This is a genomic window from Streptomyces sp. NPDC034043 (assembly GCF_055575675.1).
This window is the reverse complement of sequence record NZ_JBVISF010000005.1, coordinates 142,862-161,800: the sequence shown is the minus strand read 5'-3', so window position 1 is coordinate 161,800 and position 18,939 is coordinate 142,862. Positions and strand designations below refer to the sequence as shown.

Sequence of the window (18,939 nt, the reverse complement as noted above, 5' to 3'; positions counted from 1 at the left end):
TTCTTCGTGTGCGCGCGGCGGCGGGAACGGCTCCCTCAGGTCGTGATCTTCACGGTGTAGGCGCCCGACTGGGTCCGGTCCGCCACCTCGATGGTGATGCGCTCCCCCGGCACCGTGAAGGTCTCACCGACCTCCAGCGGCGCGTCCGCCAGCGGCGGGTACACCGAGCGGTCCCAGCAGGCCTCCGTGCGGGGGTGCCCGTCCAGCACCTCGATCGGCCCGCCGCCCGAGGAGGCCTCGTTGCGGACCCGGTAGACCAGGACCCCCTCCGTACAGGTATCCCCGTCGTTCCCGGCGGAGCCGCGCGCCTCGATCGCGATCGCGCTGCCGGGGCCCGTACGGATCACCGCGAGCCGGGTGCCGCCCGTGCCGCCCGGCGGCGGGGCCTCCGACAGCGGCTGGAGGGTGTGCAGCGAGGTGCCGGACCGTACGCAGTCCACCTGGGCGGGGTCCAGCCAGCCCAGCTTCCACTTGTGCCAGGCGAACAGGTCCGGGGCCATGCCGAACTGGCTGCCCATGACGTCCCAGTCGCCGACGTACGTGTCCCAGTCGCCCTTGCCGTCCGCCGGCCGGTGGTAGAGGTCGGGCAGGTCGAAGACGTGCCCGGTCTCGTGCGCCAGCACGTTGCGGTCCGGCGGGTGCTGCTCGAAGACGGTGACGATCCGCCGCAGCTCCGAGCCGTCCGCCACGATCGGGCGGTCGAAGTTGACGACCTTGGTGGCGTCGGAGTCCACGCCAGGGGCGCTCGGGTCTGCGATGAAGTACACGACGTCGTACGCGCTGAAGTCCACGCGCGGATCGGCGGCCGCGACCGCGTCCCGCAGGTAGGCCGCCCGGTCCCCGGGGGCCCAGTCGCGCTGTATCCCGTACGCGGTCGCCGGCCGGGGCATCCGGATCCACTGCTTCTGCGGGTGCGGGGCCAGCCGGAACCGGCCGTAGGAGGCGCGCTCGAAGAACTCGCTGGTCGCCGGGAAGTAGTCGGCCGTCAGCTCGGCGGGGGTGAGGGCGGTGCGGTGGCCGGGGAAGGAGAGGAAGACCATGACCGCGTGGAGCGTGCGCTCCGGCTTGGGGTAGGAGCCGTTCCAGGTGTCCACGCCGAGGGAGTGGTGGGCGGCCGTCCGCGTCAGCGCGCAGGGCCCCGCGGCGGTGGTGTCGGCGACGGCCGGACCCGCGACGAGCGACATGGCGGCGAGCGCCGTCATGGAGGTGAGGGCCGCGGCCGTACTTCGCATGCGGGAGCGGTCCACTCCCCCGGGTGTCTGCTCTCGCCGCACGTCGACCTCCCGCTGGTGGATTCGTCCCGTCCCATCCACCTTGGGGTGATTGTCTGACTAATGTCCTGTTCCGGTGCCCCACATGAGTGACCGCTGCGGCAAGCCGGTGACCCCCGGAGTTCACGGCGGACGCTACAGAACGTCACGATCGATCACATCAGATCGACTCGCGCCGCCCGATGCTCACAGATGCGCGTAAACGGTCACCCGGCCCCTGTCCGACACCCCGTCAGGAGGCCCCCCGAAAGGCGTCAGCATGGCGACGGACCCGTCCCCGCACGGCGACGCCGCTGGATAGGGGCTCCCGGCAGCCTCTATGATCGGCACACTTTCCTGCGCGGACACTCACGAACACAGCGGGAGCGAACGGTGAGCGGAACCTCAGAGGAGACCGGTTCGGCGGCCGAGAGCACCCGACCGACCCTTACGGAGCGTCACCAACCAGTGTCTGCCGTGCCCGAACCGCGCGACTACCGCGCCGCCTTCGACGCGGCGCACCTCGCCATGGCCGTCATCGGCCGCGGCGGCGAGGTGATCGCCGCCAACCGGGCCCTGGCCTCCCTCCTGGGAGCCGAACCGCGCGCCCTCGCCGGGCAGTGCGCCGCCGACCTCGTGGACCTGGCGGCGGAGGCCCGTACCTGGCAGGCCTACCAGGAGGTGCTGCGCGGCCGGCAGGCCCGGCTGCGGTGCACGCGCCGCCTCAAGCACCCCGACGGGCACTCGCTGTGGGCCGAGGTCACCCTGGGCCCGGTGACCGGCACCCCGGACGTCCTGCTGTCCGTCGCCGACATCAGCGACCGGCGCGACCTCCAGGCCCGGCTGCGGCACCTCCAGATGCACGACCCGGTGACGCGGCTGCCCAACCGGGCACTCTTCTTCGAGCGCCTCTCGGCCGCCCTGGAGGCCTCCGCCTACGGCACGGGCGGCACCGGCCGGATCGGCCTGTGCTACCTGGACCTCGACGGCTTCAAGGCGGTCAACGACACCCTGGGCCACCGGGTCGGCGACCGGCTGCTGACCGCCGTGGCGGCCCGGCTCAGCCAGTGCGCCGACCAGTCCGGTTACGGCCGCTCGGGCGGGCACCTGGTCGCCCGGCTCGGCGGTGACGAGTTCGCCCTGCTGGTGGAGGACTCCACCGGCACCGAGCAGCTCGCCGACCTGGCGCGCAGCGTACTGGCCGCCGTACAGGAGCCCTTCGACCTGGCCGGGCAGCGGCTGTCGGTGTCCGCGTCGATCGGCGTGGTCGAGCGGGACGCGGCCGGCACCTCGGCGACGGGGCTGATGCAGGCGGCGGACACGACCCTGTACTGGGCGAAGGCGGACGGCAAGGCCCGCTGGACCCTCTTCGACCCCGAGCGCAACGCGCACCGGATGACCCGGCAGGCGCTCTCCTCCAGCCTGCGCCCGGCCGTGGAGCGCGGGGAGTTCGAGCTGGAGTACCAGCCGCTGGTCGACCTGGAGAGCGGGGTGGTGCGCGGGGTGGAGGCCCTGGTCCGCTGGCGGCACCCGCAGTTCGGGATGCTGACGCCGAATCGGTTCATCGGGATCGCAGAGGAGGACGGCTCGATCGTGCAGCTGGGCCGGTGGGTGCTGCGCACGGCGTGCCGCCAGGCGCGGCGCTGGCAGATCGAACAGCCCAGCGACTCGCCGGTGTTCGTTTCGGTGAACGTGGCGGTGCGCCAGGTCTGGGACTCGGACCTGGTGGGGGACGTCGCGGAGATCCTCGCCGAGACCGGCCTGGCCCCCCAGCTGCTCCAGCTGGAGCTGACGGAGTCCGCGGTGATGGGGTCGGCGGGCCGCCCCCTCCAGGCGCTCCAGGCACTCAGCGACATGGGCGTGCGGATCGCCATCGACGACTTCGGGACCGGCTACTCGAACCTCGCCTACCTGAGCCGGCTCCCGGTGTCCGTGCTGAAGCTGGACGGCTCCTTCGTCCGCGGCTTCCGCTACGAGGAGGGCACCCACCCGAACCCGGCCGACGAGACCATCGTGGAGGCCCTCGTCCAGCTCGCGCACCGGCTGGGGCTGACGGTCACCGCCGAGTGCGTGGAGACCGCCGGCCAGGCGGCCAGGCTGCGCCGCGTCGGCTGCGACACCGGGCAGGGCTGGCTGTACTCCCGCGCGGTCGCGCCGGAGCGGATCGCCGAGATGATCGCGCCGCCGCCGGGGGCCCGGTTCGCCTCGGGGACGCCGCAGGCCTGAGGCACGCCCCCCTTCCCGGAACCGGAACCGCCCCGCCCCCGGGAAGGGGGGCGGGGCGGGCCGGCGCTCGGCGCGGGGTGGGGGGAGATCAGCAGGCGCCGAGGTCCTTCCAGACACCCCATTCACCGGTGGTGCCGGGCGCCTCGTTCTGCGTCCACCACTGGGCCCGGTACTTGCGGCCGTTGTGCGAGACCTCGTTGCCGGCGGTGTAGACGGTGCCCGCGACGTAGGCCGGGACGCTGCCGCAGCCGGTGGCCGGGGGCGTCGTCGGCGGGGTCGTCGGCGGCGTGGTCGGCGGGGTGGTGGGGGGCGTGGTCGGCGGGGTGGTCGGCGGCTGGGTGGCAGCGCCGAGGGCGTCCGAGATCTGGTTCAGCAGCGTGGTGTTGTTGTCCAGGCCGAGCAGGGAGTACATCATCGCGCCGGCCAGGCCGCGCTGCTTGCCGTAGTCGACGCGGGCCTGGATCGACTTCTGGTTCAGGCCGGTGAAGAACTCGCCGTCCTTGTAGAAGTACGAGGCCTTGGCCTGGTCGTCCCAGTAGGTGGTCGCCGGGTTGTCGACGATCCCGCCGAGCTCCTTGTAGTTGGCGATGCCGGCCTGCTGGCTGGTGGGACGGGCACTGGAGGCGCCGGTGGCGGGCTGCGCGAGGCCTCCCGCCGCCCCCGCGGGGACGCCCTTCCAGCCGCGGTAGTAGAACTCGTAGCCCAGGGTCAGCTTGCCGGCGGGGAACCCGCCGGCGATGCCGTAGGCCGGGTTGCCGTCGATCCAGGAGTCGATGGCGTTGTCGATGCTGTACTTCTGGGTGCCCGGGGCGATCACGTCGGTCGGGTCGCCGGCCGGGGAGTACAGCGGGGACTGGTGGTACGTCGGCCCGTCGCCGTCCCAGGCGCCGTGCATGTCGTACGTCATGATGTTCGCGTAGTCGAGGTACGCGCCGATCTTGTCCGTCTCGATGTGCTTGATCTTGTCCTGGCCGGCCGGGAGGGCCGCCGTCAGCATGAACTTCTTGCCGCCGTTGGCCTGGCCGTAGGCGTCGAGCTGCTCGCGGAACTCCTTGAGCAGGAGGGTGAAGTTCTGCTTGTCCTCGGGGGCGTAGTGGTTGCCGAGGTGGCCGTCGGGCGAACCGGGGTACTCCCAGTCGATGTCGATGCCGTCGAAGATCCCGGCCGCGGTGCCGGGGCCGCCGAAGCCGTCGGCCTTGGGCAGGTTGCCCTTGATGTACTGGTCGATGCAGGAGGAGACCAGCTTCTTGCGGGAGGCGTCGGTCTTCGCCGCGTCGCTGAAGTACTTCGAGTACGTCCAGCCGCCGAGCGAGATGTTGATCTTCAGGTGGGGGTACTTGGCCTTCAGCTGCTTGAACTGGTTGAAGACGCCCACGATCGGCTGGTCCCACTTGTCCGCGACGCCGCTGACGCTGTCGGCCGCGCTGAAGGACTTCTGGTAGTCGGCGTACGAGTCGCCCGCGCCGTCACCGGCGTTGGGGTTGTTGTCGTCGCCCGCCGCCTTGTTCGCCTCGAAACAGGTGAGCTCTGTGGGGTGGATGTTGCCGAACGAGTAGTTGATGACGTCCAGCTTCCCCGCTATGCCCCGGGTGTCGAGGTGCTTGGGGTAGAAGGCGTTGCCGTACACGCTCCACTGGTCGTAGTAGGCGATCCGCACACCGCCGGCCGTGGCGGTGGTGGAGGCGCCGGCGGCCTGTGCGGTGCCGAGTCCCGCGAAGCCGGCCAGCGCACCGGCCGCCAGCGCGGCCGTGGCGGCGGCCGCGATGAGGGGTTTACGCATGTGCATGAACTGCCTCCGTGGGGGTGGGAGGTGAGGAAATCAGCGGTAGGTGAGAGAAGTGATAGCGATCACCCGACGCCCCAGTCAATGGTTTGGACCAAAGAAGGACTAGACCACTCAACGGTCAAATCCCCTCGTCAGAGACCTGAGCGCACGGCAAGAACCGCCCGCCACCCCGGGTGACGAGCGGTTTAAGGCTCCCTTAGGTCATGCTCCGGCAAGCCTTCGGCAACAAACCAGCCACATGCCGTTCTCCCGGATCCAGCCCCGCTCAGGCCCGCGTCGAGGGCTCGGCGGGCATCCCGTACGCATCTGCGACGAGTCCGTACGAGCGCAGCCGGGCCTCTCCGCCATGGGCGTTGGCGGTCAGCATCAGCTCGTCCGCGCCCGTCCGCGCCACCAGCGCGTCGAGCCCGGCCCGGACCTCGTCGGCGGTGCCGTGGACGACGTTGGAGAGCCAGCCGTCGACGAACTCCCGCTCCAGCGGCGAGAAGCCGTACGCGGCCGCCTCCTCGGGCGTCGGGACCAGCCCGGGCCGCCCGCCGCGCAGGCGGAGCATCGACAGCGCTCCGGTCAGCACCTGCGCACGCGCCTCGGCAGCGGTGTCGGCGGCCAGCGCCGAGACGCCGATGAGGGCGTACGGGGCGTCCAGCACCGCCGAGGGGCGGAAGCTGTCGCGGTACAGCTCCAGCGCGGGCAGGGTGCCGGCCGCGGAGAAGTGGTGGGCGTACGCGAAGGGCAGGCCCAGCTCCCCCGCGAGCCGGGCGCTGAAGCCGGAGGAGCCCAGCAGCCAGACCGGGGGACGCCCGGCGGGCCCCTGCACCGGGCCGGGCACGGCGTGCACGCGGGCGTACGGGTGCCCGTCGGGGAAGTCGTCGTCCAGGAAGCGGGTCAGCTCCGCGAGCCGCCGGGGGAACTCGTCCGCCGCCTCGTCCAGCCGTCCGGGCCCCCGCAGCGCGGCCGCCGTACGGGGGTCGGTGCCCGGCGCCCGGCCGAGCCCGAGGTCGATCCGCCCCGGGGCGAAGGCCTCCAGGGTGCCGAACTGCTCGGCCACGGCGAGCGGAGCGTGATTGGGCAGCATGACCCCGCCCGAGCCGAGGCGGATCCGCGAGGTGTGCGCGGCGAGGTGGGCCAGGATCACGGCCGGGGAGGAGCTGGCGACCCCGGGCATGGAGTGGTGCTCGGCGACCCAGTGGCGGTGGTAGCCCCGGGCCTCGGCCTGCCGGGCGATCCGCACGCTGGTGCGAAGGGACTCGTGGGCGGTGGACCCGCTGCCCACGGTGACCAGGTCGAGCACCGACAGCGGCACCGGCGCCCCGCCCCGGGCGGTCCCGCGGACGGGGTCGCGGGGACGGTCCTGGGCCGGGTCGCCGGCCGGGTCCCGGCCGGGGTCCTGCGGGCGGTCCTGGGCCCGGTACCGGCCCGGGTCCGCGGCCGGAGCCGTGGCCGCCGGTGCCGTGGGCGCCGCTGCCGCCGCCGGGTCCTGGGCGGTGGCCCGGTCCGCCTGCGGAGGGCTGCCTTCCGCCGACCCGCCCGTGCCCCGGCCCGCGTCCCCGGTGTCGCTCATCGTCGCTCCCGTCCCGTCCCGCTCGTGCGCCCGCGGCGCCCCGTACGCCTCGTACGGCGTTCGTACGAAGAACTCGAACGGGAAGTGCTCGCCGGGCATTCCCGGCAGACCGGGGCATGCCCATGCCTCTGGCATATGCCAAACGAGTAGTTCCAGGCCGGGCGACTTGATTAAGCCATCAATCTCCTCAACACACGCCCCACGTGGGCCCCTTGATGGCTATCGTGGTAGAGCAAGCGGTAACAACCTGGTAGGGGGAAACCGTGGCGCTGAAGCCCGAGCCGACCGCGCCGTTCCACTCGGTGCAGTACGCCCTGCGCGTACTCGAAACGATCTCGCGGCACACCGGCGGTGTGACCGACGTGCAGATCGCGCGTGAGACCGGCCTGCCCGCGGTCCATCTCGCCCCGATGCTCCTCATGCTCCGCCGCGAGGGGTACGTCCTCCAGGTCTCCGACGGCGCCTACGCCATAGGTGACTCCCTCGTCCTGCTCGGCTCCGGCCTCGGCCGGCAGCAGGCCCTCCAGGAAAAGCTCCAGGACACCCTCGACAAGCTGCGGGACTCGGTCGGCGCGGCCGTCTACATCAGCCGCTACGTGGACGGCGAGGTCCGCATCACCCAGTTCGCGGACAGCCCGCGCACGCCCAAGGTGCACGAGTGGGTCGACTTCCGCTCGGCGGCGCACGCCAGCGCGGTCGGCAAGTGCCTGCTGACCCAGCTCGACCAGAACGGGCGGCGCGACCACCTGTCCCGCCACAAGATCGCCCGGCTCACCTCGAAGACGATCGTGAACGAGCGGATCCTGTTCTCGAAGCTGGACTCCCAGCCCGCCACCGTCCCCGTCCTGGACCTCCAGGAGTACGCGGTGGGCACGGTCTGCGCGGCGGTCCCGATCACGGCCGGTGCCGCGGTGGGCTGCCTGGCCCTGTCCATGCCGGTCGAACACGCCCACCGGCTGCGCGCCGCGGCCGACACCCTGAACCGCAAGGCCGCACCGCTGCTGCTGTCGCTCACCCTCTGAGGACCCCCGCAAGAAGGCCGAGCGCGGCCCCGGCCCCGGACACCCTGCGCCCCCGGAAAAAGCACTGCGGCGACCCGGAAAACACTTCGGGCGGTTCCCGGTGAACCGGAAACCGCCCGAAGATCAGGTGCGCCGCCAGGGACTCGAACCCCGGACCCGCTGATTAAGAGTCAGCTGCTCTAACCAACTGAGCTAGCGGCGCCTGCTGACAGAGAAAATACTACCTGGTCCCCAGGGGTGCTCCAAACCAGTAACCGCAGGCCCGCACGGCGAGCCCCTCAGCGGTCCAGCAGCTCCCGGCGGCCCTGCGCCTCGTACGCCGCCAGCAGCGCGGCCAGCCCCTCCCCGTCGAGCGGGCGGTACGCGCCGCCGGACCGGTGCCAGACCGGGCCGGGGCCGAGGAAGCCGGCCCGGCGCAGGGCGACCCGGTGGATCTTGTTCGTGGCGGTGACGGGCAGCGCGTCGAGGATGCGCACGTAGCGCGGGGCCATCTTCGTACCGAGGTCCGGCTGCGCGGCCAGGAAGGCACCGAAGGCCTCCGGATCGAAGGCCGCGCCCTCGCGCAGGGCCAGGGCGGCCATCACCTGGTCCCCCGCGACCTCGTCCGGGACCGCGTACACGGCGACACCGGCCGCCGCCTCCCAGCGGGCCAGGATGTTCTCGATCACCGCCGCGGCCAGGTTCTCGCTGTCGACCCGCAGCCGGTCGTCGGTGCGGCCCGCGAAGTAGAGGAACCCCTCGGGGTCCCGGAAGAACAGGTCACCGGTCCAGTACCAGCCGTGCCGGGTGCGGGCCGCCTCGGCGCCGGGGTTGCGCCAGTAACCCTCGAAGAGGCCGCCGCCCCGGTTGACGAGCTCGCCGATGGCCTCGTCCCCGTTGACCAGCCGGCCCCGCCCGTCCAGGACCGCGGGCGGGCACTCGCGGCCCGTCTCCGGGTCCACCACGGCCAGGTCGTCCCCCGGGGCCGCCAGGCCCAGCGCGCCCGCCGGGGTGCCGGGGACCCGCTGGACCGAGGCGCCGCCCTCGGTGGCCCCGTACCCCTCCACCAGCCGGACCCCGAACCGGTCGGCGAAGCGGGCCGCGTCCACCGCCCCCGCCTCGGTGCCGAAACCCAGACGCAGCCGGTGCTCCCGGTCGTCCGGGCGGGGCTCGGTGGCCAGCAGGTACTGGACGGCCCGGCCGACGTAGGTGAAGTACGTCGCCCCGTAGGCCCGTACGTCGTCCAGGAACGCGGAGGCCGAGAAGCGGCGGCGCAGCGCCACCGGGGCGCCGGCGGCGAGGGCGGGCAGCCAGTCGGCGATGACGGCGTTGCCGTGGAAGAGCGGCATGCAGATGTAGTGGACGTCGTCCGCGGTGACCGAGAAGCGCCGGGCCAGCGCTCCGCCCGCGGCGGCGAGACGGCCCTGGCCGCAGACGGCGGCCTTAGGGGCGCCGGTGGAGCCGGAGGTGAAGTAGAGCAGCAGCCGGGTCCCGGGGCCGGGCGCTCCGGCACGCACCGTCGACTCGCCGGGCTTCGCGGCGGCGTACGGGGCGAGCAGGGCCTCGTACTCCTCGGTCCCCGTGACCAGCAGTCGCACGCCGGGCAGGTCCAGGCCGCGCAGCAGCGGGAGGTGGGCGGGCTCGGTGACGAGGATCCGGCAGTCGGTGTGCAGGATGTCCCGGGCCAGCTCGGGGCCGCGCCGGGTGGGATTGATCCCGGCGACGGCGGCTCCCGCGAGGGCCGCCGCGCCGAGCCAGAAGGGGAACTCGGGGGTGTTGTCGAGCAGCACCCCCACGTGCGGTTCAGCCCCCGGCGGCAGCAGGTCGGCGAGGAGCGCCGCCCGGGCGGCGGCCTCCCGGGCGGTCCGGTGGCGGCTGAGGACGGCGGGCCCGGCGCTGCCGGCCGCGCCGGCCCCGTACATCAGCCCGGGCCGGTGGTCGCCCCACTGGCGCGCGACGAGTTCCGCGACGGTCTCGCCGGCGCCGGGTGCTGTCGTGGTCCGCATGCCGCCGGAGGTTAGCTGACGTGACGTCAGAACTGAACGTCGGAGCAGGCGTAGAAGGCCATCGGGGTGTCGTTGACCGTCCAGACGGCCAGGATCATGTGCCGCCCCGTCTTGCCGGCCGGCATGGAGCCGCGGTGGATGGTCGTCATGTCCGGGCGGCCGCCGTTGTACGGGACGACGAGGAAGGGCTGGGGGTCGAGGGCGGCCCGGGTGAGGGGCTTGGCCGGGTCCCATCCGTTCCGGGTGACGTAGTACCGGAAGTCGGTGGTGGAGTGGTTGGCGGTGAACTGCCAGCGGAAGTCGAAGGGCTGGCCCGAGTTCACCCGGGTCGCGGGCCAGTTGCCGCCGCGCGGGTCGTCGAGCTGGGCGAACTCGCCGTGCCCGCCGGCGCATATCTTCCCGTCGGCCGGACCGGCCGCCGGGAATCCCTTGTACCCCTCGACGCTCTGCGGCTCCCACTGGATGGGGCCGCAGTCGGAGACCGTCCTGTTGGCGCAGAGCTTCTGGCGGCTGATGGGGGTGTCGGTGTAGCCGTGGCCGCTGGCGCTGGGGGCGCCGAGCAGGGCGATTCCGGCGAGCAGGCCGAGACCGAGCGTGGCGGCGGCGGCCGTCCGCGCGGGGCGGGAGGGGTGGGAGGAGTGCACGGGGCCTATGGGGCGTGCGGGCCATGAGGGCATGCGGAAGGAACGCATGGTGCTCCTTGGGCGTGGGGGGGGAAATCCGGCATCCGGTGAGGGGTGTGCGCATGGGATCGGCCCTGGCGGGCCGGCGGGGGAGCTGGGGTCCGGCGGTCGGTGGGGTCGACCGGAGTGGTGGGGGCCGGGTTGGGTTGGGTTGGTGAGCTCGGTGGGACCGATCGGGGCTGGTGGAGCTGGTTTGAGCTGGTGGGGCGGGTGGGGTGGGTGAGGCTGATGGGGGTGCTGGGGCCGGGCGGGGGGAGCCGGCCGGCCGCTCTAGGTCTAGACCAAGTTCCAGGGTATGGACGGGAGTTGGCCATGTCTATACCAATGAGAGAACGGGTGGTCCGGTCATTACCGGCCACCCGTTCGCTCGCGGAACCTCCGTGACGGCTGTTACTGGTCGGACCGCCCGGTGTAGAAGGCGACGGTGAGGTCCTTCACCAGGGCCTTGCGCTCGTAGTCGTCGAGCTCCACGATCCCGCGCGAGGTCAGCCGGTGGACGGTGTCGTCCACTGCGTCGACCACCGACGTCAGCACCGTGTCCCGGTGCTTGGCGTCGATCGCGGCCACCCGGCGCCGGCGCATCGCCTCCGCGACCTCGGGGGCGTACTCGATCCGGGTGGGCTGGGCCGAGAACACCTCGATCCCGACCGCCTCGGTTTCGGCCGCCACCATCCGGGTCAGCGCGTCACCGACGGCCTCCGCGTCGCGCAGGGTCGGGGCGTCCTCGTGGAAGGCGTCGGCGGGCAGCTGGGACAGCACCCGGGCCATCGCCGACTCGACCTGCTCGGCCAGGTAGTCGGTGTGGTCCTCGACGGCGAGGGTGGCCCGGGCGGTGTCCTTGACCTGCCAGACGACCTGCACGACGACCTGGAGGGCGAGCCCGCCCGAGTCCACGGCGGGCATCGGCTCGCTGCGCCAGTGCCGCAGCCGGACGTCGACCCTCTGGCGCAGCAGGAGCGGGCTGATCCAGGTCAGGCCGGTACGCCGGACCGTGCCCCGGTAGCGCCCGAAGAGGGTGAGCACCCAGGCGTGACCCGCCTTGGCCCGGCCGAGGCCGCCGAGTGCGAGGAGGGTGACGATGCCGAGGAAGGCGAGCGGGGGCCAGTGCGTGGCGCGCAGCCCCCGGTAGGGGCGGGGAGGGGCGCCGAAGGCGGCGACCACGGTGGCGGGGACCACCCCGGCCCGCCACAGCACCGCCGCGCAGCCGAGGAGGGCCAGGCCGCCGACGGCCACCGCGATCCAGCCGGGCAGTACGGGCCCCCGGTGCTCGCGGAGCCGGTCGTCGCCCCGGGGGACGCGACGGCCGCCGGCGGGCTTCCGCGCGGTGCGGGCGGCGGGAGCGGCGGCCGGGGACCTGGGCGGCTGCGGCTGCGGGCGGAACGGGAGGTGCAGCGGGACCTCCGTGACCGCGGTGCCGCGCGAGGGGTGCGGGCGGCCGCGCGGGGCGGGGTCCTCGGTGCGCATCCCGCGCGCGACGGCCCGCGCGGCGATTTCCGCGGGTCCGGGGCCGGGCACGCCGTGCGGGGGCTCGGGCGCGGGGTGCGGGATGCCGGGGGCGACGTCCGCCCCGGCCTGGCTCCGGGCGGCGGGTACGTCACCCCGCGGCGGCCCCGGCCGGGCGGGCTCGCTGCCGGGCTCCGGGGCGTCGGCGGCCGCGCGGAACGCGTCGGGGTCGGCGTCGGCGGGGTGCGAGGGCCCTGGCCGGGCGGGTTCCGGTTCGGGGGCGCGGCCCTGGGCGGGGCCGGGGAAGGCCCCCGGAGCCGGTTCGGGTGCGGCGGCCGGGGACGCCGCCAGGGCCAACGGGGCCGGTTCGGGGTGCGCGTGCCCGGCCGGAAGCGGGTCCGGCTCGGCGGCGCGGGGGGCCGTCGCGGCGGCGGGTTCCGCGGCGCGGGGGGCCGTCGCGGCGGCGGGTTCCGCGGCGCGGGGGGCCGGAGTGCAGGTCGCGGCGGCCTCGGGGAATCCCGTACCCCCGGTCGCGGAGGTGGGTTCCGCCGCCGGGACCACCGTCACGGGCTCCGGACCGGCCGGGCGGAGCGCGGCGACGCCCGACGCGAACCGGGTGGCTCCGAACGGCTGGACGGCCCGTTCGGGGGCGGGGCCGTCGGGGCGCTCGGCCCGTGCCGTCGGCCCGTGGTCCGGCTGCCCGGCGGGGCGGTCCCGGTAGCCGCCCGGCTGCGGAACGGCCGCCCGGGCGGGGGCAGCGGGAGCCGCCGCCCACGGATGCGGGTCGCGGGCGGCGGACTCCCCCACCGGGGGCGGCGCCTGGGGCCCCGGCCCGGCCGGGTGCGCGGCGGCGGGCGCCGGCTGCGCGGACGGCCACGCCGGGGCGGGGGTGGGGTGCGCGGCGGGCGTCGGGGCGGGGCTTGGCGCCGGGGTGACAGCCGGGGCGGGGCCCGGGACGGGGGCGGGGCCCGCCGTGGGGGGCTGCGGTGTCCATGACCCGCGGTACACGGCGACCGGCTCGGCGGGGCGGGTCCCGGCGGCCTGGTCCGGGTCCACGGCCGGTGCCCGGGACGGCAGCGGGCCGGCGGGACCCGAGGCGTGGGCGGTGGCGCCGGCGGGGGCTGCGGGCAGCGGGGGGATGCGGAAGGTGCCCGTGGTGAACGTGGTGTGGGTGGGGTACATCGTTGCCTCCGTCATGCGAACAGCCGGCGCCAGGTTTCCGGGCCCGGATAGCCGTTGGCCGAGGCCCCGCGCCAGCCCTGGGCGCGCTGGAAGGCCTCGACGTTGCGGCGGTCGGCCTCGCTCCAGCGCGGGCCCGGGCCGGACGTGTAGTACTTGCCGAAGCCCTTCGCCGCCAGCCGGCGGGCGAGGGCGAGGACGGCCGGATGGGACTGCCCCGGGCGGAAGACGCCCGGCCCCGGATAGGCGGGCACCCCGGTCGGACCTGGCAGGGCCGCGGCCGGCTTCACCGCACCGGGTCCCGTCGTCCGTCCCGTCGGCGGGATGTCCTTGCCCTTGCGCTGGACCAGCAGCCGCCAGGTGTGCTCGCCGGGGATGCCGTCGGCGTCGGCGCCCGTCCAGCCCTGCGCCTCCTGGAAGGCCCGCGTGGCCTGCCGGTCGGCGTCGCTCCACTTCGTGCTCGGCCCCTTGGGGTAGAAGCGCAGGGCACCGCGCCCGATCAGCATCTTGCCGAGCTCGGCAACGTACTCGTTGTCCGCGCCCGGGCCGAACTTGGCCGCGCCGGGGAAAGCGGCCGTGCCCGCCGGCGGGGCGCCCGGCACCGGGGAGCCCGGCACCGGCGCGTCCGGTACCTGCGTGCCCGGCACCTGCGTGCCCGGCACCGCGGTGTCCGGTACCGGGGTGTCCGGTACCGGGGTGTCCGGTACCGGGGTGTCCGGGAGGACCCCGGTGGTCACGCCGTTGTACCGGTACGGCAGGTACTTCTCGGAGTTCTTCCAGTACCCGTACGGCGTGGCCTGCTTCCGCGTCGCCGGGCGGGTCTGCTCGTACGCGACGTAGTGCGTGCGCGTCTCGTCGACCCAGCCGCCGAAGAGGACGACGTGCGACCCGTTGCTGGGATCCGCCGGGTTGTGGAAGAGCAGCATGTCCCCCGGCAGCAGCTGCTCCTTCGTGATCTTCGTGGCGAAGGAGTCGAGGCTGCCGGTCCACTCGTTCGTCCCCAGGTTCCAGGCCATGGAGACGTACCCCGAGCAGTCCTGCCGGTAGCCGTCCGACCAGTACGAGGTCATGCTGTAGGGGACCTGGGCGTCCAGCCAGGTCTTCGCGCGGTTGATGATCGTGGCCCGGTCGATGGCGCGCGCGGCGGGCGGCGCGCCCGGCCGCCCCACCGACGGGGACGTGGGGCGCGGCCCGGGGGTCGGGCGTCCGTGCAGCGGGGCCCGGTCGCCCTGGGGGGTGCCCGGACCGTCCGCACCGTCCCGGTCGTCCAGGGCAACCGGGCCCGGGCCCGGCACCGGCCTGGCGGCGGCCAGTGCCGCCGACCCGCCGCCGCCCAGCACCACACCGGCCGCGGTCGCCAGTACCAGCGCCCGGCGGGCCCCGCGCGCGGCCGGGTGCCCGCCGTCCCGCAGCGCTATGGCCCGCCCGCGCGCGAGGGTGCGGCGCCGCTGCGCGCACCCGAGGCACACGCAGTCGCCGGCGGGCTCGTACTCCTCGAAGACCGGCAACGTCATCGGCGTCGGCATCTGCACATGCACCGGAGGCTGCATCGTCATGCGGTTCCGTCCACTCCCCTGCTCGTCCACTAGTCGGCCGGGCACGCATCTGTCGGGGCATCAGATTCGGCTCGACCAGACATATCGTGCACGACAAACCTCTTAAACATGGGTTAATCGGACAGAACGGGCGCGGCTGGTCACGAGCGTCTCTCCCGGTGGGGTAGAGTTTTGCCTGTCAGCAAGCGCCGCTAGCTCAGTTGGTTAGAGCAGCTGACTCTTAATCAGCGGGTCCGGGGTTCGAGTCCCTGGCGGCGCACAGACGAGAAGAAGACCCCCGTGGCGAAAGCCACGGGGGTCTTCTTCGTTCTGCGTGGGCCCGGCCGGGCAGGGCCTCGGGGGCCGGGGGCCCGGCTGACCCGGACGGGCTAGACCGACGCCGTGGCCGGCTTCGCCCCCGCGCCCGTGAGGTACGCCGAGACCACCACGTTCGCCGCGTACTGCCCGGCCGCCTTGTCGTAGTTCCCGCCGCAGGTGACGAGCCGCAGTTCGGCGCGGCCCCCGACCCGGGGCCCGTACGCCTTGTGGGGGTCGAAGCCCGCGCGCTCGAAGACGCGTACGTCCTCCACGGTGAACTCGGCGACCGTGGCGTCCGCCCGCTCCACGCGGATCTTCTGGCCCGGCTTGAGGGAGCTCAGGCCGTAGAAGACCGCCGGCTTGGACCGCGTGTCCACGTGCCCCACCATCAGCGCGGCCCCCACCGCACCGGGCGCCGGGCCCGCACCCCACCAGCCCACCGTGCCCGGGAGCTCGTACGGCGGCGGATCGATCGCCCCCTGCGCGTCCAGGCCCCGGGCGATCACCGGCGCCCGGACGCCCAGAGCCGGTACGTCGACCCGCGCGGGCATCACCCCCGGCAACGGGGGCCGCGCGGCCGGGAGGGCCGGCCCCGGCTGCCCGCCGGCCTGGTCGGCGGCCGGAACGGGCGGCACCCCGGTGATCTCCTTGCCCCACAGCCACAGGCCCATGACCAGCACCGTCCAGGCGGCGAAGGTCAGCAGCCGGCCGCCCGCGGAGGCCTTGGGCCCGCTCATCCGCCGTTGCGGCGGCGTCGCAGGGTGATGGCCCGGCCCGCGACCGCCAGGGTGGCCGCGGCGGCGAGAACGGCGCCGATCACGGTGTGGGGCAGCCCGGGGCCGTCGCCGTCGTGGCCCTTCTCCGCGGCCGTCGCCGGCCGGGTCGCCCCGGCGACCTCGGCGGACATCCCGCCGCCCCCCGCGTGGACCGGCCAGACCGGCGAACGGTGCGGGTCGGGGCGGTGGTGGTCGCGGTGGCGGATGTCGATGGAGCCGCGCAGGCCGTCGGCGCCCTCGCACTTGACGCGGATCTCGTGCCAGCCCGGATCGGCGTGGGAGCGGACGGTGGCCTCGCCCCAGAGGGTCCGGCCGTCCCCGTGGCGCGAGGAGAGGCGCACGTCCGACACGAAGACGGGGGAACGGGCCACCCCCCAGTCACCGTGACAGCCCCGCACGCGGATCTTGACGTGCGCTCCCGGTGCGGCCGGGTTCGGTTCCGCCGAGACGCCACCGCGGTCCCACTCGTTCGCGAGGGCTGCGGGGGCGGTCACGGCGGTGAATGCCGTCAGGGCGACGGCGGCCCCTGCGACACGCAGAGCGATCAGAGAACAGCGCATGGTGAACCTCCTCAACAAGGAGCCTCACGCGCGGCGCGCCGCTCCGCATCCGGAGCGGCGCTCTCTTGGCCCGTACGTGTCAGCCGTACGCGTTCCTGCGCGACTACACCAGGCCGACGAGGTCGGCGATGGAATCGACCGTCTTGGTCGGCCGGTACGGGAACTTCTCGGTGTCCTCGACCGTGGTGAGACCGGTCAGCACGAGGAAGGTCTGCATGCCCGCCTCCAGCCCGGCCAGCACGTCGGTGTCCATACGGTCGCCGATCATGGCGCTCGACTCGGAGTGGGCGCCGATGGCGTTGAGACCCGTGCGCATCATCAGCGGGTTGGGCTTGCCGGCGAAGTACGGCTTCTTGCCGGTCGCCTTGGTGATCAGCGCGGCGACCGCACCCGTGGCCGGAAGCGGACCCTCGGTGGAAGGACCCGTCTCGTCGGGGTTGGTGCAGATGAAGCGGGCTCCGCCGTTGATCAGCCGGACGGCCTTGGTCATGGCCTCGAAGCTGTAGGTGCGCGTCTCGCCCAGGACCACGTAATCGGGCTCGTGGTCGGTCAGGATGTAGCCGATGTCGTGCAGGGCCGTGGTCAGGCCGGCCTCGCCGATGACGTACGCGGTGCCGCCCGGGCGCTGGTCGTCGAGGAACTTCGCGGTGGCGAGCGCCGACGTCCAGATGTTCTCGACGGGCACGTCCAGACCCATCCGGCTGAGCCGGGCCTGGAGGTCGCGCGGGGTGTAGATGGAGTTGTTGGTCAGCACCAGGAAGGGCTTGCCGGACTCGCGCAGCCGCTTGATGAAGGCATCCGCGCCAGGGATCGGGGTGCCCTCGTGGATGAGGACTCCGTCCATGTCGGTCAGCCAGGATTCGATCGGCTTGCGCTCTGCCACGGGACGTCTCTCCGCTCTGCGGGGCCTCTGACCTCGGGGGGCCTCTGGTCTGAACCACCCTAGCGGTGCGGGGCTGCGGAAGGGGAGGGCGTCCACGGCCCGGACAGGGCGGAGCAGGGCGGGGCGGGGGCGGCCTCGCCGTCGGGGTGTTCAGCGGTACGCCGCCCGGTGCGGCGGCGTGACGCCTGCGCGTGGGCGGGCCGGCGGCGACGGCGGTGACGGGCCGGCGAGCGGGTCGGCGCGGTCGGTCGCACCGAGGAGGCGGAGGGGCGGGGGAGGTGCGGGGGGGGCGTGCGCGGGGCGAGCCGCTAGGCGGAGGCCCGGAGCCGTCGGGCCCCGAGCAGCAGCCCGCCCCCGGCTGCGACGGCGGCGACGGCGGCGGACCCGTAGGCCCACTCGCGGGGCCCGGTGTGCGCGAGCGAACCCGCCTCGGCCGGGTCCTGCGGCCCCTCCACGGAGAAGCGGTACCCGCCCGCCTCCCCGACCCACTCCCCGTCGCCGGCCTTGCGCTGGACCAGCGCCGCGTCGGCGACGACCTCGCCCAGGGGGGCATCGGCGGCGAAGGCCAGCCGCACCTTGACGGTGGCGGAACCGCCGGCCGGCACGGAGAACCCGGCGAACCGGCTGTCCCCGTTCCCCCCGTTCGCACCGTTCCCGCCGCCGTTTCCGCTGCCGGGGCCGCCGTCGAACACGGCGATGATCTCGTCACGGTCGGAGCGCTCCAGGGTGACGGGGAAGGGGCCGCCGGGGGCCTCGAACTCCATCCGGAGGTGGGCGGGGCGCAGCGCCCGGGCGGCATCGGTGAAGACGACCACGGGGTGGATGGCCGTACAGGTGCCGCTGGTGGTGTTGGTCAGGTCGAGCAGCCAGGTCTGCGGCCCGGCACCGGCCCGGTAGACCACAGGCCCACCCCGGATCCGCGCCCCGATGGGGAACGCGGTGGCCTTGCCGTCGCCGCAGGTGGCGTGCGCGCGGGAGGGCAGCGCGGGGGCGGGGCGGGCACCGCCGCCGTTGCCGATGTCGGCAGCGGCGGTCGCGGAGTTGAGGGCCAGGAGGAGGGCTGTGAGGGCAAGGGCGTTGCGCAGTCTCATGGCAGACCTTCGCTGCTCGCCGGACGGAACGATGATCGGACGAGGCGACAATCACCCCGGCCCTCCCGCACCCTGCCACGCCCGCGCGACCCACATCCCACCCCACGCCCAAGCCCTCCCGGTTTACGCCCATACGGCGGCCGGGGTCAAACGGTGGGGGGCTGGGGGCGCGCGGGGAAGGCGGTGCCGCCGGGGGGGCACCGCCCCTGGGGGCGTGCCCCCAGGGGCGGTGCCCCCCCGGGGGCGGTCCCCGGGCCGGGACCGAGCCACCGGGATCCGGGGCACCGGCCCGGGGGATCCGGGCACAGCCCGAGAGTCCGGGCACCCCCCCCGGGAGAGCGGGCACCCCCCCCGGGGATCCGGGCACAGCCCGGGCATCCGGGCGCCCCCCGGGAATCCGAGGACAGCCCGAGAGTTCGGGCACCCCCCGAGTTCGGGCACCCCCCGGGGATCCGGGCACCCCCCGGGAACCCGGGCACAGCCCGGGTGCGGGCACAGCCCGGGAACCCGGGCACAGCCCGGGTGCGGGCACAGCCCGGGGATCCGGGCACAGCCCGGGTGCGGGCACAGCCCGGGAACCCGGGCACAGCCCGGGTGCGGGCACAGCCCGGGGATCCGGGCACAGCCCGGGTGCGGGCACA

General features: G+C 74.3%; 13 protein-coding genes and 2 tRNA genes. 3 read left to right on the top strand and 12 right to left on the bottom strand.

What is annotated here, in order from left to right:
• Positions 1-35: 35 nt before the first annotated feature.
• The gene (locus ACZ51S_RS14530; RefSeq protein ID WP_468802066.1) at positions 36-1,232 is read right to left on the bottom strand and encodes a M6 family metalloprotease domain-containing protein; all 1,197 of its coding nucleotides are present in this window, start codon (positions 1,230-1,232) and stop codon (positions 36-38) included.
• A 411-nt stretch (positions 1,233-1,643) separates the two neighbouring features.
• Here ACZ51S_RS14530 and ACZ51S_RS14525 point away from each other — a divergent pair, with 411 nt between their 5' ends.
• Positions 1,644-3,476 carry a putative bifunctional diguanylate cyclase/phosphodiesterase gene (locus ACZ51S_RS14525; RefSeq protein ID WP_468960906.1) on the top strand — a complete coding sequence of 611 codons (1,833 nt, stop codon included), beginning with the start codon at positions 1,644-1,646 and terminating at the stop codon, positions 3,474-3,476.
• A gap of 88 nt (positions 3,477-3,564) precedes the next feature.
• On the opposite strand, the gene ACZ51S_RS14520 is transcribed toward ACZ51S_RS14525, so the two are convergent.
• Both ACZ51S_RS14520 and ACZ51S_RS14515 read right to left on the bottom strand, forming a co-directional pair.
• Entirely contained in the window at positions 3,565-5,262 is a 1,698-nt protein-coding gene (locus ACZ51S_RS14520) for a glycosyl hydrolase family 18 protein (RefSeq protein WP_468960903.1), read from the bottom strand.
• A gap of 265 nt (positions 5,263-5,527) precedes the next feature.
• Positions 5,528-6,823 carry an LLM class flavin-dependent oxidoreductase gene (locus ACZ51S_RS14515; RefSeq protein WP_468802136.1) on the bottom strand — a complete coding sequence of 432 codons (1,296 nt, stop codon included), beginning with the start codon at positions 6,821-6,823 and terminating at the stop codon, positions 5,528-5,530.
• 263 nt (positions 6,824-7,086) lie between these two features.
• Between ACZ51S_RS14515 and ACZ51S_RS14510 the strand changes: the two genes are divergently transcribed.
• The gene (locus tag ACZ51S_RS14510; protein ID WP_388946303.1) at positions 7,087-7,845 is read left to right on the top strand and encodes an IclR family transcriptional regulator; all 759 of its coding nucleotides are present in this window, start codon (positions 7,087-7,089) and stop codon (positions 7,843-7,845) included.
• Between the two features lie 128 nt (positions 7,846-7,973).
• On the opposite strand, the gene ACZ51S_RS14505 is transcribed toward ACZ51S_RS14510, so the two are convergent.
• The 5 genes from ACZ51S_RS14505 to ACZ51S_RS14485 all read right to left on the bottom strand — a co-directional run bounded on the left by ACZ51S_RS14505 (position 7,974) and on the right by ACZ51S_RS14485 (position 14,649).
• Positions 7,974-8,047: transfer RNA gene (locus ACZ51S_RS14505), tRNA-Lys, on the bottom strand.
• Positions 8,048-8,123: 76 nt separating this feature from the next.
• Complete coding sequence (locus tag ACZ51S_RS14500) at positions 8,124-9,830, bottom strand: AMP-binding protein (protein ID WP_468802067.1); 1,707 nt, start codon at positions 9,828-9,830, stop codon at positions 8,124-8,126.
• Positions 9,831-9,856: 26 nt separating this feature from the next.
• Complete coding sequence (locus ACZ51S_RS14495) at positions 9,857-10,522, bottom strand: lytic polysaccharide monooxygenase auxiliary activity family 9 protein (RefSeq protein ID WP_468802068.1); 666 nt, start codon at positions 10,520-10,522, stop codon at positions 9,857-9,859.
• Positions 10,523-10,903: 381 nt separating this feature from the next.
• On the bottom strand, positions 10,904-13,138 hold the full coding sequence (locus tag ACZ51S_RS14490) for an SPFH domain-containing protein (protein ID WP_468960901.1): 2,235 nt from the start codon (positions 13,136-13,138) through the stop codon (positions 10,904-10,906).
• An 11-nt stretch (positions 13,139-13,149) separates the two neighbouring features.
• Positions 13,150-14,649, bottom strand: coding sequence for a peptidoglycan-binding protein (locus ACZ51S_RS14485; RefSeq protein WP_468802137.1), 1,500 nt, complete (start codon positions 14,647-14,649; stop codon positions 13,150-13,152).
• A gap of 227 nt (positions 14,650-14,876) precedes the next feature.
• Between ACZ51S_RS14485 and ACZ51S_RS14480 the strand changes: the two genes are divergently transcribed.
• Positions 14,877-14,950, top strand: a tRNA-Lys gene (locus ACZ51S_RS14480).
• 109 nt (positions 14,951-15,059) lie between these two features.
• Here the strand turns inward: ACZ51S_RS14480 and ACZ51S_RS14475 are convergent.
• From ACZ51S_RS14475 to ACZ51S_RS14460, 4 genes are all read right to left on the bottom strand, one after another.
• Entirely contained in the window at positions 15,060-15,725 is a 666-nt protein-coding gene (locus ACZ51S_RS14475; protein ID WP_468475025.1) for a class F sortase, read from the bottom strand.
• Positions 15,722-16,324 (bottom strand): hypothetical protein, encoded by a 603-nt coding sequence (locus ACZ51S_RS14470; protein ID WP_468475026.1) that lies wholly within the window; start codon positions 16,322-16,324, stop codon positions 15,722-15,724. Before ACZ51S_RS14470 ends, ACZ51S_RS14475 begins: the two co-directional genes overlap by 4 nt.
• A 103-nt stretch (positions 16,325-16,427) precedes the next feature.
• Positions 16,428-17,207 carry an HAD-IIA family hydrolase gene (locus ACZ51S_RS14465; RefSeq protein WP_388946319.1) on the bottom strand — a complete coding sequence of 260 codons (780 nt, stop codon included), beginning with the start codon at positions 17,205-17,207 and terminating at the stop codon, positions 16,428-16,430.
• 308 nt (positions 17,208-17,515) lie between these two features.
• Positions 17,516-18,298, bottom strand: coding sequence for a hypothetical protein (locus tag ACZ51S_RS14460; protein ID WP_468802071.1), 783 nt, complete (start codon positions 18,296-18,298; stop codon positions 17,516-17,518).
• Positions 18,299-18,939: the final 641 nt, after the last annotated feature.